The sequence below is a fragment of the [Clostridium] clostridioforme AGR2157 genome, assembly GCF_000424325.1.
Classification (GTDB): Bacteria; Bacillota; Clostridia; order Lachnospirales; family Lachnospiraceae; genus Enterocloster; species Enterocloster clostridioformis_A.
Window position 1 is genome coordinate 97,960 of record NZ_AUJR01000005.1, and the last position, 16,055, is coordinate 114,014.

Genomic DNA, 16,055 nt, shown 5'->3' on the forward strand with positions numbered 1-16,055 from the left:
AAGGGGGATGGGAGTATGAAAAAATGGAAAACGAGGCGTACATGGACGCTGGCAATGACTATGGTTCTTCTGGCAGTGCTCTCTCTGTCTGCCTGCGGCAGCAAGCCGGCCAATACGGCAGCCACGTCAGAGACCACGGCGGCTTCTGCCGGATATGTTATGGATGCGGAGGAAGGACAGATAGTCGTGGCCCCGTTGGGAGAAAACGTTGATACATTAAAGGCTGAGAGCGGAAGCGGTCTGTCTCCCTCGTCAGACATTGGCAGTCTGGCGGATACCGGCAGGAAGCTGATACGGGATGTGAGGATGAACGTGGAGGCCAGGGACTTTGACGGCGTCCTCTTGCAGATTACAGGCAAGGTAAGCGAGCTGGGCGGTTATGTGGAATCCTCTGATATATCGGGAGTCAGCGTCAATTCCTATGGAGGCAGCCAGCAGCGCTATGCGGACATCAGGGCCAGAATTCCGGCTGACCGGCTGGATCGCTTTGTGGAGACTGTGGAGAGCGCGGGAAATGTGACCAGCAAGCAGGAGCAGGTGACGGATGTGACCCTGCAGTATTCGGATGTGCAGAGCCGCAAGAAGTCGCTGGAGATTGAGCAGGAGCGGCTTTGGGCCCTGTTGGAGAAAGCGGAGTCCCTGGACGCGGTGGTGGCGCTGGAAGCCCGTCTCTCAGAGATCCGCTATGAGCTGGAGTCCTACACGTCCCAGCTGCGTCTCTATGACAATCAGGTGGATTACAGCACAGTGTCCATCTATATGAGGGAGGTAAAGGACCTTACCCCTACTGCGCCGGACGGCATTGGAACCAGGATTCAGAAGGGCTTTAACCGGAGCCTGAACAACCTGGGGGAGACGGGAACTGACCTGATTGTATGGTTTGCCGCCAACAGTCCCATCCTGCTGGTGCTGGCTGTCATAATCGCGGCGGTTTTCCTTATTGTCAGAAGGGTAAGCCGGAGGGTGCTGGGCAGGAACCGCTCCCTAAGCCGTTTCTTCAATTCACACGGTAAGCATATGGGTGAGAAGAAAGACGGAGTCGGGCGCTGATTTTCGTGGGGAAAAATAGTACAGGGAAAACCTCGGTGCTGGATGCAGTCTGCGCGGTGTGCGGCTGTTATGAGATTCAGGCCAGGGATTTCAATGAGAACCGTCAGGCCATACAGATTGACGTCTCCTTTTCCATAGAGGAGGAGGACCTGCACCTGTTTCATCATATGGGCATTGTCAGCCAGTACAGGCGTTACGATGTGTGGCGCAGGGTATTTTCTGAGCGGCTGCCGTCCTTTAAAAACGGGGAGATGTCCTTTACCCTTCATGTGAACCAGGACGGCAGGGTGCGGTACGAGGATTTGAAACGGCCCGTCTGCTGGAGTTTAAGATATACCAGCTGAATCTGAGCGGATTTTCCAGGAAGGTCAATGATAATTTCTTTAAAAATGGCGGATATGAGGAGATACAGTACACGCTGAACTGCGATGCGGACCAGCTTTTCACAGTGGAGGTAACGGCCCACAACCGCCAGAGAGGCAGCGTGAAGCCGGTGGAGCTGATGGGAAAGGGAATGCGCAGTATTTATATGCTGTCCTTGCTAGAGACCTATATCAGTGAACAGGGCAGGATCCCCAGCATTATCGTGGTGGAGGACCCGGAGATATTCCTCCATCCCCAGCTTCAGAAAACCTGGGCAGGTGGTGTTTGATGATGAGCGGTATTCGGTTATACGCCCCGGGACCAACATGAGCGAGATACTGGACGACCTGGGATATGGGGCCAATGATCTGCTGAATGTGAGTTTCGTGTTTATTGTGGAGGGGAAACAGGACAAAAGCCGCCTGCCCCTGCTTCTGGAAAAGTATTATTCCGAGATTTACGATGAGAGGGGAATCTGTACCGCATCTCCATCATCACCACCAACAGCTGTACCAACATCAAGACATATGCCAACTTAAAGTACATGAACCAGGTCTACCTGCGGGACCAGTTCCTGATGATACGCGATGGGGACGGCAAGGATCCGGAGGAACTGGCGTCACAGCTGTGCAGGTATTACGATGAGCGGAATCAGGAGGATGTGGACCGCCTGCCTAAGGTGACAAGGCGGAATGTGCTGATTTTAAAGTATTATTCCTTTGAGAACTATTTTTTTAACCCGGCAGTTATGGCCCGCCTGGGAATCGTGGAAAGCGAGGATGCCTTCTACTTCGTGTATTTTGACAGCAGGAAAAGACCTGGGGATTAAAGGCAGGCAGAGAAGGGGATGACGGAAAAGGTTGCAGAAAAGGATATGACACAAAAGGGGCGCTGCCCATGGCCGGATAGGACCGGCTGTGGACAGCGCCTTCTTATATGAAGCATGATTTGACGGTTCGGTTAAACCGCGTAAGGTTCTTCAACTGCAGGACTGTCTGCATTCTTTCCCTTGCCCATCACACAGGTGAATACAAAGGTTCCCAGGCATACTGCGGCAAATATGATGCCGATTGGATAGGCGATGGCGGTGGAGAGCTGGAAGCCTTCCTTTGCCATGAGAATATAAGTGCAGGATACAGCCGACATAAAGGTGGCCGGAAGGGCGGTGAGCCAGTAGATGCGTTTCCTGCGGAACAGATATACGCTTGCGGCCCACAAGGCAATCATAGCCAGTGTCTGGTTGCTCCAGGAGAAATATCTCCATACCACCTGTACATCCACCTGGGTCAGGACAGCGCCCGCGGCCAGCAGCGGAATGGTCAAGAAAAGACGGTTCTTGATGGGTTTCTGGTCAATCTTGAACCAATCTGCCAGGGTCAGCCTTGCACTGCGGTAAGCAGTATCTGCTGAGGAAATAGGGCAGGCAATAACACCAATCATGGCGATGACAGCACCTACCGGTCCCAGAAGCTTGAAGCAGATTTCATACACAACGCTGGACTGTCCATTGCCAAGAGCCTCTAACAGACCGCCTGTGCCGTTGTAGAACGCTACGCCTGCGGCAGCCCAGATAAGGGCGATGACGCCTTCTGCCACCATGGCTCCGTAGAATACCTTGCGTCCGTCCTTTTCATTGGTAAGACACCGTGCCATCAGAGGAGACTGGGTCGCATGGAAGCCGGAGATGGCGCCGCAGGCAACGGAGATGAACATGGTGGGCCATATGGGGGTGCCTGAAGGGTGCAGGTTGGACAGGGTGATTTCAGGAATGTGATAACCGCCCAGGATGATGGCTCCTCCCACTCCCAGGGCCATGACGATGAGGCAGATACCGAATATCGGATAAATCTTGCCGATGACCTTGTCGATGGGAACAAAGGTTGCGATGAAATAATAAATTAATACCACTGCCAGCCAGAATTTGGCATCCAATACATTAGGGGTCAGCATGGCAAGCAGGTTGGCCGGTCCTGTGGAGAAGCTTACGCCTACCAGTACCAGAAGGACCACGGAGAATACGCGCATGACCTGTTTCATGGCATTGCCCAGATATGTACCTGTGAGCTCGGACACGCTGGCACCCTTGTGGCGCATGGACATCATGCCCACCATGTAGTCATGGACGCCTCCGCCTAATAAGGTACCGAAGGTAATCCACAGGAATACGCTGGGTCCCCAGCAGGCACCGGCCAATGCTCCGAAGATGGGGCCCAGACCGGCAATGTTTAACAGCTGAATCAGGAATATACGGGGAGTGCCCATTGGCACATAGTCACTTCCGTCTGTCATGGACAGTGCCGGCGGTTTTCTGTCATCAGGGCCAAATACTTTCTCGGCAACCTTACTGTAGAGCATGAATCCGATAATCAAAATTGCCAGACATACAAAAAAGCTAATCATATACCTACCTCCTATGTATTACTTGTATTTGTGATAATTATACAATAATGTGGGGATAAAGTGAATATTTTTTGTATCAACTGTATGGATCGGTGAACAAACAGTAAAAAAACGTTCATAAACGGAAGGCAGTATGACCAGGCAGTTATGAAATGGGACTAAACACCGATGATCTGGCGCAGCATTTTTGATTTTTCCCTGCTCACAGGAAGGATGTTTTTCTCAAACCCCTGCATTTTTACAGCTAAACTGTTGTTGGCCCAGGGGAACAGTTCGGTGATGAAGTTGAGATTCACCAGGTAGCTTTTATGAATGCGGCAGAACCCATGGGAGGCCAGGCGTTTTTCATACTCTCCCAAAAGGAGGTTTTCTGTGTAGTCACGCGTGGTCGTATGGACGATGCAGCTCCTTCCCGAAGTTTCTATGTATACAATCTGCTGTATATCCACCAATATAATGGTCCGGTTCATATTGATGGCCATACGGCTGGATGGAAAGGCGGCTGTCACGGATTCTCCCGCCTCCTGTGGTGAGGCGTATGAAGACTGTCTGTACGGCTCGCCGCAGAGCTGGTGATCGTCACAGGACCGGACTGCAAAAGCGGTAAGGGCAAGGTTTTTTTGCAGGTCCTTTTGGCATTTTTCCAGGACGCGGCGCACGCGGTCCGGGTCAAAGGGTTTCAGTATGTAGTTGTTCACCCCCAGCTCAAAAGCCTTGACCCCATACTGGGAGTAGGCGGTGGCAAACACAATCTGGGCATCGGGGAGGATGTGTCTGGCGGCAGCTGCCAGGGTGGTGCCTTCCATATCCCCCAGGCTGATATCCACGAACAGCAGGTCAAAGGTCTGGCGGCTGATGAGTTCAATGGCAGAGGCGCCGCTGTCAGCCTCCTCAATCTGGCTGTCCGGCATGACGTCCATAATCTGATGGACCAGTTCCTTTCTGGCGGGTCGTTCGTCGTCAATCACAGCTATCTTCATTGTTTATTCCTCCTGTTTGGTTTCATGGGATGGTACAGGAATTTCTTCCGGTTCCAGTGGAATTCTGAACCAGACCCTGGAACCGGTTTCTGAAGTCTCGATTTTCAGACCGTTATCTTCTCCATATATGCTTTTCAGGCGTTTGTGTACATTGGACAGGCCCACACCCTTTCCCTGGCCTGTGTAAAGACCCAGGACCACTTCCCTGGGGATACCCTGTCCGCGGTCAGCCACTGCGATTTCTGCCATACCTTCCACGCTGTGGGCGCTGATGGAGATATGGCGGGCGCCGGTCCTGTCCCCGCCGTGGCGGACTGAATTTTCCACCAGGGGCTGGAGGATGAAGGAAGGAACTTTGCAGTTGAGGTCGTCCTCCACATCCAGCTCCACAACCAGCTTTTCCTCAAAACGCGCCTGCTCCAGTTCCAGGTAACTGGCCACATGGTACAGCTCTGTGTGGAGGCTCAGCATGTACTGGTCATTTTCCAGGGCCTGGCGGTAGTAGAAGGAGAGGGTTAGAATCAGTTCCCTGGCCCGGTCCGGATTCTCCCGGCACACGCATGAAATGGTGTTCAGCGCATTGTAAAGGAAGTGGGGATTCACCTGGGACTGAAGGGCCTTGAACTCCGCTTTGCGGCGAAGCTTTTTCTGATAATCCAGGTCAGACAGCTCAAGCTGGGTGGAGAAAAGGCGGGCCAGCTCTGAGGCAAAGTCCAGGTTGGACTGGGAGGTGTGCCAGTGTTTCTTTACCATCATGGTCAGACTCCCCACTGGTTTGTCCATCTCGATGAGCGGGGCGGCAACAATGATGTGGTTCTTCAGGATATGGTACAGGGGGTCTGTCTTTTCCGCGTAGGAAAAGGTGGTGGGCTTCCTGTCGTGGATGGAGCTTAGAATGGGTGTCAATACGGCTTTATCCCGAAGTACATCGTACCAGTTTTCACCCTTCATGGTCAGGATTTTCTGGGCATCCGTGATCATCACGGCTGCACAGGAGGTGGACTGGTAGATGATGTCTGCGGTGGCCTCCATGTCCGCAGCGCTGTACAGCCCCTTTCTCAGGTGGGGCAGGCTTTGGTCCACAATGCCCATGGCCAGACGCATCTTCTCCGCAAACTGGCTGTCCTCCTCCATGAATACCATGTTAAAGGTGCCGAGAAATACAACCATGCCCAGGGCATTCATGATAATCATGGGAAAGGCAATAAGACGCACCAGGTCCAGGGCAGCCGGGAAGGGGCGGGAGATGAGAAGGATAATAGCCATCTGTCCAATCTCAGCCAGAGCCGTGATGAGGAATACCCCGGCACCGTCAATCTTGCCGGCCTTAAACCGTTTGGAAAAGGCGGAGCCGATAAGGCCCTCCACAAAGGTGGAGACAGCGCAGCTCACTGCAGTAAAGCCTCCGATATCAAAGAGATACCGGTGAAGCCCTCCTATGACGGCGGCTCCGATTCCCACATAGGGACCGCCTAAAAGACCTGCTGCCAGCACGCCGATAACCCTGGTGTTCACAATGGCGCCCTGGGCACGAACCCCGGTGTAGGTGGAGAAAATGCTGACCAGTCCGAAGATGACTGCCAGGGCCGCCCTGCTTCCCATGGCATGGCTGTCCTCCAGCAGCATGGAGCGCACCATGGGGAGCTTGGTGAGCATGGTGGCTATGAGTACCAGAAGACCAATATTTAAAAGCAGGTTAAAAAACATTGTATTGGACATGATGACCTCCCTTAATCGTTCTCACACCAGTATACCAAAAAATTAATCTTAAGAAAATCTTTAATTGTAAATCATGGAAGACTATGGTAATCTAATGGGGAATATAACTGTATTAATATACTTAATACAGATAGAACGCCAGGAGGAACAGGATATACCTGGTCCATGATATGACAAGGGCTTGTTAAGGCCGCTGTCATATCATGGCAGCGAAAACAGAGAGGGGGAAGGACGGGATGATTGTACTGGATTACAGGGACAGCAGGCCGCTGTATGAGCAGGTGGCGGAGCGGCTTAGAGAGCTGATGTTTAAGGGCGCTCTGCCGCAGGACGCGCAGCTTCCATCTGTGCGCAGCCTTGCCACGGATCTGTCCATCAATCCCAATACCATCCAGAGGGCGTATACGGAGCTGGAACGCCAGGGATATATTTATTCCATCAAAGGCAAGGGCAGCTTCGTTGCGGATAACAGCCGGATGAAGGCGGGAATTCTGCAGGAATGGAAGGGACTTTTTAAATCCGCTGTGGAGGAAGGCATAAAGGTAGGCGTCACAGCAGGAGAGATGAAGGAAATGATTGATACGGCCTGCCGGTATCATTCCATGGAAAGGGGAGAGAGTAATGATTGAAGCAGTGAACCTGACAAAGCGGTTTGACGATATCGTGGCAGTGGACCACATAAGTGCCACCATACGGGATGGCAGCGTGTTCGGGCTCATCGGTACCAACGGAGCCGGAAAGTCCACTTTTTTAAGGCTGGCCAGCGGCGTGCTGAAGCCTGACGAGGGATGCATAACCATTGACGGGCATGAGGTATTTGAGAATATCCCGGCAAAGAAGCGCTTTTTCTATATATCGGATGAACAGTACTTCTTTAATAATACCACTCCCGAGGAGATGATGCATTATTACAGGAAGGTGTACCAGGGATTTGACGAGGCGCGTTTCCACAAACTGATGGAAAATTTCGGCCTTGACGAGAAGCGGAAGATACACACATTTTCCAAGGGCATGAAGAAACAGGTCTCCGTTATCTGCGGCGTGTGCGCAGGCACGGACTACCTGTTCTGCGACGAGACCTTTGACGGGCTGGACCCGGTAATGCGCCAGGCAGTAAAGAGCATATTTGCGGCGGATATGGAGGACAGGAACCTGACTCCAATCATTGCTTCCCATAACCTGAGGGAGCTGGAGGACATATGCGACCATGTGGGACTGCTTCACAAGGGCGGTATCCTCCTGTCAAAGGATTTGGATGACATGAAGCTTAACATCCACAAAATACAGTGTGTCCTTAAACCGGATATGAAGCCGGAGGACCTGACGTCCCTTGATAAGGTAATTGTGGAACAGAGGGGAAGTCTCTGCACCATTACGGTGCGGGGAAGCAGGGGTGAGGTAGAGGCTGTCATGGCTTCCTATGAGCCGATATTCTTTGAGTGCATCCCCCTGTCCCTGGAGGAAATATTTATCAGTGAAACGGAGGTAGCTGGTTATGACATCAGGAAGCTTATACTTTAAGCTGCTAAAGGAGGATTTCAGGAGAAGGCTGTGGGCCATTGCCCTGGTTTTTCTGGCATTTTTCTTCACCCTTCCCATTGGGCTGGCCCTGAACATGGAGAACGCAGCCAACTCCAATTACTACAGGTACAATGATTATGAGCCCTTCATCCAGGACGGTACCATGACCGACCTTCAGTACAAGGCAAGGCTTCTGGAACTGAAGACAGAGGTTGTGTTAAACGGTGTGGAATACGGGAACGGCATGATTGCCTTTTTGATGATTACCGCAGCAGTGGTCATCGGCGTATCCAGCTTTGCCTATCTGCATAATAAGAAAAAGGTGGATTTTTACCACAGCATCCCGGTGAGGCGGGAAGCCCTGTTTGGGGCTCAGTTCTCCGGAGGCATATTTATCGTTGGCGCTGCCTATGGGTTTAATCTGCTGCTTCTAACAGGGGTGGCCCTGTCCTACGGCGTGCCTGTGGGCAGGATACTGGGAGCCATGGCCGGGGGATGGGCCCTTAACATGCTGTATTACGCACTCATGTATACAACGGCTGTGGCAGCCATGATGATGACGGGTAATATCGTGGTAGGCGTTTTGGGAACAGGTGTGTTCTTTTTCTTCCTGCCCGGAATCATGATGCTCCTGGGGTGGTACTGTGAAACATTTTTCGTCACCACGGCCAGATATATGTGGAGCTCAGTCCAGTCGCCCTTTACATGGGGCGTCAGGTACCTGTCCCCATTCAGCGTATATATCAATTCCTTTGGATGGAAGATGAACGAGCTGGCAAAACATGTTCCGGAGCTCATCTGCACGGTCCTGGCATTTCTTGCCGTCACCACACTGGATCTGGAGCTGTACCGCAAACGTCCTTCGGAGGCAGCAGGCAAGGCCATGGCATTTAAGAAATCCATGCCGCCTATCCGGATATTGCTGGTGCTGGGAATCGGTTTGGCCGGAGGCATGTTCTTCTGGTCGCTGCAGAGCAGGCTGCGCTGGGGACTGTTCGGAACCATGGTATCGGTGGTGCTGACCCATTGTATCGTGGAAATTATTTATCATTTTGATTTTAAGAAGATGTTCTGCCACAGACTGCAGCTGGGACTGTGCCTTGCAGCCGGGATCCTGGTATTCTTAAGCTTCCGGTATGACTGGTACGGTTACGATTCCTATATTCCGTCCAAAGAAAAAATCGTGTCCGCCAGCCTGGATATTGGCGTGGACAGCAGCTGGCTCTCGGATAAGACCTTTGAGACAGGCAGTGACGGAAAGCTGCAGATAAGATATGAAGACCCCTATGAATATATAGAAGAAAACATGGTGCTAACCGATAAAGAGGCTGTCATGTCCATGGTGGAAGAGGGAAGGAAACGCGCCCTTGAGGGCAGGGATGAGCGGCTGGGCATACGCAAGGCAGTGGCCCGTATTGACGGCTGCTATTCCGATGCAGCCGGCTCCATCAGCTATATCGGCGGGGCGGACGGTCCCACCTCCATCTTTCTGGCCATGAAGACAGGCAGCAAAGAGGATTCGGATCAGGAAAAATTTGAGACCAATATGACAGTATGTTACCGCCTGGCAAACGGCCGTGAGGTGAGGCGTTCCTATTCCCTGCCTCTGTCTGCCGTGATGGATTCCTATGAGGCCCTGTACAGACAGGATGCTTACAAGGAAGGCATGTACAGGATTTTAAGCCAGGAACCAGGACAGGTAAAACAGGTTATGTACAGGGAGGCGGACCAGGTCATGGAGGTGAGCCGGGACAGCCGTGTCCAGGAGGCCGTGCTTAAGGCGTATCAGCAGGATATGAGAGAGCTGACTGTGGAGGAGCGGCTGGCGGAGATGCCTGTGGGCAGCCTTGTATTTATGACTGACCAGGAGAATACCTATCTCCAGCAGCAGCGCCAGACAACCAGATCCGCGTTTGGCGGCATGGCGCGGTATCAGGTGGAGGATGTGAGCCAGTACTGGCCGGTGTATCCATCCTTTGAGCGTACCATTGAGCTTCTGAAGGAGCAGGGAATGGAACCCGGCACCTGCCTGGCGCCTGAGAAGGTGGAGCGGATTACATTTGACGTGCAGAATTATTTTTATGAACAGCAGGGAGAACTGCCGGAGGGAGAGGCGCTGGCAGAGCTTCAGAAAATCAATCCCAGCTACCGGGAGGACGGTTCCCTGGCATTTGAGGATTCCGGTACCATCCGCTTGCTGCTGGAAGCCATTGCGGAGGATGACAGCTGCCGTATGAATAATCTTTGCGAGACAGTGGAGGGAGGCCCCTATTGTACCATAAGGACAGAGAATGAAGCGGGAGTGGGAGGAATGCTCATAAAGAACAGAATCACTCCTGAGATAGCGGAACTCTTTACCGGCATTCCTTTAAATAACGGAAAGTAGACGGATAGGAGAGGACTGAACATAAAAGCAGGGAATCAATCACGTTTCAGTGATTTGCTCCCTGCTTTTGTTGTTATATCTATTAATATCGTTGAAACACATCAGCTTCAGGAGGAACATGCCCCGCATCCGCTGCATCCGCTTTTGGCTTCCCGGGCAGTGCCGAAAACCTGTTCATGAAGACGCCTTCCCGTGGGGGTGGCGGCCAGGCCGCCCTCGGCCGTCTCCTTTAAGGTAGAAGACATGGCATCGCCTACCTTCTTCATGGTCCAGATGACTTCATCGGCAGGGATGGCGCTTTCAATGCCGGCCAGGGCCAGTTCCGCCGCTACAAAGGCACCGGCCACGCCGGAAGCATTGCGCTTGATACAGGGAATCTCAACCAGTCCGGCTACCGGGTCGCATACAAGCCCCAGTATGTTCTTGATGGCAATGGCGATGGCATGTTCCGCCATTTTCGGGGTACCGCCTGCCAGCTCCACGATGGCAGCGGCAGCCATGGCGGCGGCAGAGCCGCACTCAGCCTGACATCCGCCCTGGGCTCCTGCCAGGGAGGCGTTGTTGGCAATGACCATGCCTACGGCGGATGCGGTGAACAGGGACATAACACAGTCCCTTTCCGGAATCTGCTTTTCTGCCTGCATGGTCAGAAGGGCGGCGGGAAGGATGCCGCAGCTTCCTGCTGTGGGGGCTGCCACAATCCGTCCCATGGCAGCATTGAGCTCCGAAACGGCCAGGGCGCGGTACAGGGCGCCGGAGAGAAAGGAACCGGTCAGGCTTTTTCCGCTTTCAGATATTTGGCGCATCTTATAGGCGCTGCCGCCGGTCAGTCCGCTGGTGCTTTTGAGGTCTTTATTACAGCCGGGCTCGATGCACTCTGCCATGACCTGGTAATTTTTCCGCATTTGTTCATATATAGATTCCTCAGTCTGCTCCGTCTGTTCCGCCTGCTGTCTTAATACGATGGCAGAGATGGGAAGGCCGCTTTCTTCGGCGGCAGCTACGATGGATGCCACTGAGGAGTAATTGAATTCAGGTTCCATAAATATAAATCCTCCTGTGATTGTAGGTTTCATCAGCTATATGGGCTGAAGCATGGTGCTGGAGAAAATGTTGGGAAGCACTTTGATTTTCTCGTTCAGTTCCGGTCCGAAGCTGCCGTCAATCTCAATGGTCATCACGGCCTCGCCGCCCCGGCTCTGCCTGGACAGGCGGAAGTTGCAGATGTTCACCCCTGCGTCGGCCATGACTTCCGTGACAGCCGCAATGGTGCCGGGCGCGTCGCGGTGGAGCACAATCAGGGTGGTGTGTTGTCCGGTGATGGATACCTCCATGCCGTTGACTTCCTTTACAAGTATATTGCCGCCGCCGATGCTGCTTCCCAAAAGGGAGACCGTGTTGCCCGCGGCGTCGGTCAGGGTGACCCTGGCCGTATTGGGATGGGCCCCGTCGATGTCGCCTGTGGCAATGTTTACTTCCAGCCCCTGTTCCCTTGCAAGCTCCGGCGCCCTGCGTATACGGCTGTCGTCCGTGGCCATTCCCATGATACCGGCAATCAGGGCCTTGTCCGTGCCGTGGCCCTTATAGGTCTTTGCAAAAGAGCCGTGGAGGAAAATGTCCGCCTTTACGGCTGGCGCGCCCAGCAGAGCCAGGGTTATCCTGCCGATTCTGGCAGCCCCTGCCGTGTGGGAACTGGAAGGGCCAATCATCACCGGCCCCAGGATATCAAATACATTCATGATGTTCCGCCTTTCTGTTATTCTTTTGTCTGTATTATGCATCTGTACTTATAACCATATTATTTGTCAGGCAATGATAAGCTTTGCCCCGGCTTTAGCCCTCCCTTTTGATGCTTTTCTTACATTAGTCATTCACAGCTTATTATATCCCAAAATCCTAAAATGGAAAAGTAGAAAATGCAATAATTCCCAAGTTAATCCCAATAACGCCACAAACGTCTGCAACCTTTACAACCAAATCACACACTTCCTTTTTTTATTGACAATCCTTCCCCATAAAGCTACAATCATATCAGCAGATGGACCATACAGTATATGTAAAACAATGTAAGGTCCGCCATCAGGGAGAAAGAGAGGACATAAGTATGATATCAGAGAAAATGAAACCATTGGTCGATAACAATTCCGCCATCCGCGCCATGTTTGAGGAGGGTAAGCGTCTGGCCGCCATCCACGGTGCGGAGAATGTGTATGATTTCAGTCTGGGCAACCCCAATGTGCCGGCTCCGGCGGAGGTGAACCAGGCAATCTGTGATATCCTGAAGGAAGAAGAGTCCACCTTTGTCCATGGTTATATGAGCAACGCAGGCTATGAGGATGTAAGACAGGCCGTGGCTGAATCGTTAAATAAGCGCTTCGGCACGCAGTTTCGCCAGAACAATATCCTGATGACCGTGGGAGCTGCCAGCGGCCTGAATGTGATTTTAAAGACACTGCTGAATCCGGGAGATGAGGTCATTGCATTTGCTCCCTTTTTTGTGGAGTACGGCAACTATGTCAGTAATTACGACGGAAACCTGGTGGTCATTTCACCGGATACAACGGATTTTGAGCCTAATCTGGCAGAGTTTGAGCAGAAGATTAATGCAAGGACCAGGGCGGTCATCATCAATACCCCCAACAACCCCACCGGCGTGGTGTACTCCCTGGAGACCCTTACAAAGATGGCTGACATCATGCGGGCCAAGGAAAAGGAACTGGGGACAACCATCGTGCTGCTGTCCGACGAGCCTTACAGGGAACTTGCTTACGACGGCGTGGAAGTGCCCTATGTGACGAATGTTTATGAAAACACTGTTATCTGCTACTCCTACAGCAAGTCTCTGTCCCTGCCGGGAGAGCGGATTGGCTATCTTGTGATTCCCGATGCCTTAAAGGACAGCGGTGAAGTGTTTAATGCAGCCACCATTGCAAACCGGGTTCTGGGCTGTGTCAATGCCCCGTCCCTGATGCAGAGGGTCATCATGCGCTGCCTGGATGCCAAGGTGAATCTGGAGGCATATGACAGGAACAGGAACCTTCTCTACAACGGGCTTAAGGAGCTGGGATTTGAGTGCATCAAGCCCCAGGGAGCATTTTATCTTTTCGTTAAATCTCCGGAGGCCGATGAAAAGAAATTCTGTAAGAACTGTAAGAAATACAATATCCTGGTGGTTCCCGGAACCTCCTTCGCATGTCCCGGCTATGTGCGGGTATCCTACTGCGTGTCCTATGAGCAGATTGAACGCTCCCTTCCTGCCTTCGCAAAGGTGGCTGCGGACTACGGCCTCACAAAATAAGCAGCAGGAGAGCAGGAAAAATTCTGGAGGAGAGCAGACATGAGACCATGGGAAATGAATATACGCCGGGTAGTTCCCTATGTTCCGGGGGACCAGCCGGCAGGCGATAAACTGATTAAACTGAATACCAACGAAAACCCGTATCCGCCTGCGCCGGGCGTGGAAAAGGCTCTGAAGGAAATGGATGTGGACCGGCTGCGCAAGTATCCTGACCCGTCTTCCGCAGAGCTTGTAAAGACCCTGGCAGAATACTACGGGGTGGGGGAGGACCAGGTGTTTGTGGGCGTTGGCTCTGACGATGTCATAGCCATGTCCTTCCTGACCTTTTTTAACTCCCAAAAGCCGGTGCTGTTTCCGGACATCACTTACTCCTTTTACAAGGTTTGGGCAGACCTGTACCGGGTCCCCTATGAGACGCCGGCGCTGGACAAAAGTCTGGCTATCCGGCCCCTGGATTATAAAGGGGAAAATGGGGGAATCATATTCCCAAACCCCAATGCGCCCACAGGCATCTATATGCCCCTGGACCAGGTAGAGGAAATTGTAAAAGCCAACCAGGATGTTATTGTAATTGTGGATGAGGCATACATCGACTTTGCAGGCCCATCTGCCAGGGAGCTGCTGCCCGGGTATGATAACCTGCTGGTAGTCCAGACCTTCAGTAAGTCACGTTCCATGGCAGGGGTGCGTATTGGCTTTGCACTGGGAAGTCCTGTATTAATTAAAGCGCTGAATGATGTTAAATATTCCTATAACTCCTATACCATGAACCTGCCGTCCCAGATCGCGGGTACCCAGGCTGTGAAGGACAGGGCATATTTTGAGGAGACCAGGGCGAAAATCACGGACACCAGGGAGCGCGCCAAGAAACGGTTTGCAGAACTTGGATTTACATTCCCGGATTCCATGACGAATTTCATTCTGGTCACCCACGAACGCGTTCCGGCCAGGGCCATATTCGACGCGCTGAAGAAGGAGCAGATTTATGTGCGCTATTTCAATGCGCCCAGACTGGACAACAGTCTTCGGGTCAGCATTGGCACAGATGAGGAGATGGATGTCTTGTTCCGGTTCCTGGAGCAGTATCTGAAGGAGTGGAAGCCGGCCCGGTAATATGTTTGGGGAAACGATCCGGAGAACGGAAAAAAGCAGTCAGGAGAGATGGATGTGATGGAAGAAACAGGCTGGAAGCATTATCTTCGTCTTATACTTAATATTGTAATCCCGTTGACGGGCTGGCTGTTAATCTGCCTGCTGGGACCTAAGATTTTCAAGTTTTTCATGCCCTTTGTCATAGGCTGGATTATCGCCATGATAGCCAATCCCCTGGTGCGTTTTCTGGAGCGCCGGGTGAAGCTGGTGCGCAGGCACAGCTCCATTGTCATTGTGGCGGCGGCCCTGGCCCTTGTCATCGGACTCTTATATCTGCTGGTGTCAAGGATCTTAGTCCAGCTGCGCCAGTTTATCATGGACCTTCCCGGACTCTATGCCGGTATTGAGGGGGATGTGGCCCGCAGCATGGAGCAGCTGTTTGATTTTATGCCCGACAGCATACAGCAGAGCTGGGCCCAGTTTGGAAACAATCTGGGAAGCTATATGGGGACTGTAGTGGAGAAGATTGCGTCCCCTACCGTGGAGGCGGCGGGAACCGTGGCAAAAAGCCTTCCGGCCATGCTGGTCTACATCGTGGTCACCATCCTGTCTGCCTATTTCTTTATCGTGGACAGGGACCGCATCCTGGCAGCCATAAAAGCCCATATGCCCCAATGGGCAGGCCATTACGGACTGTACCTGAAGGGGGAGGTGCGCCATCTCATAGGCGGTTATTTCATGGCCCAGTTTAAAATTATGGCAGTGGTGTGGCTGATACTTACGGTGGGATTTATAGTGCTGGGCGTGGGTTACGGCCCGCTGTGGGCGTTTCTCATCGCTTTCCTGGATTTTCTGCCGGTGTTTGGAACAGGTACAGCCCTTCTTCCATGGGGGCTTATTAAGCTCCTGGGAGGCGACTACGCCTTCGCCGCAGGCCTGCTGCTGATTTATGTATTGACCCAGGTGACAAGGCAGATTGTGCAGCCAAAGCTGGTGGGAGACAGTATGGGTCTGCCGCCTCTTCTCACGCTGTTTTTGCTGTATCTGGGATTTAAGGCGGACGGAATCGCGGGAATGATTCTGGCCGTACCCATCGGCCTGCTGTTTGTGAATCTGTATCACTACGGAGCGTTTAAAGGCATTACGGACAGTTTGGCCGTACTTGTGAGGGACATAGAGCGGTTCCGCCATAAAGAGGTATAACGGTCCGGTCATATAGGTAATAAGGAATAAAATCTAATCAGGA

Annotated in this window: 11 protein-coding genes and 2 pseudogenes; 8 read left to right on the top strand and 5 right to left on the bottom strand. The window is 52.5% G+C overall.

The annotated features are described in order from the left end of the window. The first annotated feature begins 15 nt into the window (after positions 1-15). Together G614_RS26650 and G614_RS34185 are read left to right on the top strand one after the other, a co-directional pair. Positions 16-1,050, top strand: coding sequence for a DUF4349 domain-containing protein (locus G614_RS26650; RefSeq protein ID WP_044917354.1), 1,035 nt, complete (start codon positions 16-18; stop codon positions 1,048-1,050). After that, positions 1,047-2,203: pseudogene (locus G614_RS34185) on the top strand (ATP-dependent nuclease); the annotation flags it as partial. The gene G614_RS26650 and the pseudogene G614_RS34185, both read left to right, overlap by 4 nt. A 170-nt stretch (positions 2,204-2,373) precedes the next feature. Here G614_RS34185 and G614_RS0102615 read toward each other — a convergent pair. From G614_RS0102615 to G614_RS26660, 3 genes and pseudogenes are all read right to left on the bottom strand, one after another. Continuing rightward, the gene (locus tag G614_RS0102615; RefSeq protein ID WP_027640672.1) at positions 2,374-3,813 is read right to left on the bottom strand and encodes a carbon starvation protein A; all 1,440 of its coding nucleotides are present in this window, start codon (positions 3,811-3,813) and stop codon (positions 2,374-2,376) included. A gap of 158 nt (positions 3,814-3,971) precedes the next feature. Beyond that, on the bottom strand, positions 3,972-4,793 hold the full coding sequence (locus G614_RS0102620) for a LytR/AlgR family response regulator transcription factor (protein ID WP_027640673.1): 822 nt from the start codon (positions 4,791-4,793) through the stop codon (positions 3,972-3,974). Next, positions 4,774-6,512 (bottom strand): annotated as a pseudogene (locus tag G614_RS26660) (LytS/YhcK type 5TM receptor domain-containing protein). The gene G614_RS0102620 and the pseudogene G614_RS26660 overlap by 20 nt, the downstream one beginning before the upstream one ends. A 236-nt stretch (positions 6,513-6,748) precedes the next feature. Here G614_RS26660 and G614_RS0102630 point away from each other — a divergent pair. From G614_RS0102630 to G614_RS0102640, 3 genes are read left to right on the top strand one after another with little or no spacing between them, the layout of a single operon-like run. Continuing rightward, positions 6,749-7,141 (top strand): GntR family transcriptional regulator, encoded by a 393-nt coding sequence (locus G614_RS0102630; protein WP_027640674.1) that lies wholly within the window; start codon positions 6,749-6,751, stop codon positions 7,139-7,141. Beyond that, positions 7,134-8,033 (top strand): ABC transporter ATP-binding protein, encoded by a 900-nt coding sequence (locus G614_RS0102635; RefSeq protein ID WP_027640675.1) that lies wholly within the window; start codon positions 7,134-7,136, stop codon positions 8,031-8,033. The genes G614_RS0102630 and G614_RS0102635 overlap by 8 nt, the downstream gene beginning before the upstream one ends. After that, positions 8,008-10,419, top strand: coding sequence for a DUF6449 domain-containing protein (locus G614_RS0102640; protein WP_027640676.1), 2,412 nt, complete (start codon positions 8,008-8,010; stop codon positions 10,417-10,419). Before G614_RS0102635 ends, G614_RS0102640 begins: the two co-directional genes overlap by 26 nt. Before the next feature lie 107 nt (positions 10,420-10,526). Here the strand turns inward: G614_RS0102640 and sdaAA are convergent, their stop codons facing one another. Further along, a complete protein-coding gene (gene sdaAA / locus G614_RS0102645; RefSeq protein ID WP_027640677.1) occupies positions 10,527-11,462 on the bottom strand; it encodes an L-serine ammonia-lyase, iron-sulfur-dependent, subunit alpha in 936 nt (311 codons plus the stop codon). 36 nt (positions 11,463-11,498) lie between these two features. Further along, on the bottom strand, positions 11,499-12,158 hold the full coding sequence (gene sdaAB / locus G614_RS0102650; RefSeq protein WP_027640678.1) for an L-serine ammonia-lyase, iron-sulfur-dependent subunit beta: 660 nt from the start codon (positions 12,156-12,158) through the stop codon (positions 11,499-11,501). A 365-nt stretch (positions 12,159-12,523) separates the two neighbouring features. On the opposite strand from sdaAB, the gene G614_RS0102655 reads away from it, so the two are divergent. From G614_RS0102655 to ytvI, 3 genes are read left to right on the top strand one after another with little or no spacing between them, the layout of a single operon-like run. Beyond that, on the top strand, positions 12,524-13,717 hold the full coding sequence (locus G614_RS0102655; protein WP_027640679.1) for a pyridoxal phosphate-dependent aminotransferase: 1,194 nt from the start codon (positions 12,524-12,526) through the stop codon (positions 13,715-13,717). A 39-nt stretch (positions 13,718-13,756) separates the two neighbouring features. Beyond that, the gene (gene hisC / locus G614_RS0102660; RefSeq protein ID WP_027640680.1) at positions 13,757-14,830 is read left to right on the top strand and encodes a histidinol-phosphate transaminase; all 1,074 of its coding nucleotides are present in this window, start codon (positions 13,757-13,759) and stop codon (positions 14,828-14,830) included. Positions 14,831-14,884: 54 nt separating this feature from the next. Continuing rightward, positions 14,885-16,012 carry a sporulation integral membrane protein YtvI gene (ytvI, locus tag G614_RS0102665; protein ID WP_027640681.1) on the top strand — a complete coding sequence of 376 codons (1,128 nt, stop codon included), beginning with the start codon at positions 14,885-14,887 and terminating at the stop codon, positions 16,010-16,012. Positions 16,013-16,055: the final 43 nt, after the last annotated feature.

Excerpts from the sequence above, each read along its gene's own strand:
- G614_RS0102640 (WP_027640676.1), top strand. The coding sequence starts at position 8,008 with ATGACATCAGGAAGCTTATACTTTAAGCTGCTAAAGGAGGATTTCAGG.
- G614_RS0102635 (WP_027640675.1), top strand. The coding sequence starts at position 7,134 with ATGATTGAAGCAGTGAACCTGACAAAGCGGTTTGACGATATCGTGGCA.
- G614_RS0102630 (WP_027640674.1), top strand. The coding sequence starts at position 6,749 with ATGATTGTACTGGATTACAGGGACAGCAGGCCGCTGTATGAGCAGGTG.
- sdaAA (WP_027640677.1), bottom strand. The coding sequence starts at position 11,462 with ATGGAACCTGAATTCAATTACTCCTCAGTGGCATCCATCGTAGCTGCC.
- G614_RS0102655 (WP_027640679.1), top strand. The coding sequence starts at position 12,524 with ATGATATCAGAGAAAATGAAACCATTGGTCGATAACAATTCCGCCATC.
- sdaAB (WP_027640678.1), bottom strand. The coding sequence starts at position 12,158 with ATGAATGTATTTGATATCCTGGGGCCGGTGATGATTGGCCCTTCCAGT.
- hisC (WP_027640680.1), top strand. The coding sequence starts at position 13,757 with ATGAGACCATGGGAAATGAATATACGCCGGGTAGTTCCCTATGTTCCG.
- G614_RS0102620 (WP_027640673.1), bottom strand. The coding sequence starts at position 4,793 with ATGAAGATAGCTGTGATTGACGACGAACGACCCGCCAGAAAGGAACTG.
- G614_RS0102615 (WP_027640672.1), bottom strand. The coding sequence starts at position 3,813 with ATGATTAGCTTTTTTGTATGTCTGGCAATTTTGATTATCGGATTCATG.
- G614_RS26650 (WP_044917354.1), top strand. The coding sequence starts at position 16 with ATGAAAAAATGGAAAACGAGGCGTACATGGACGCTGGCAATGACTATG.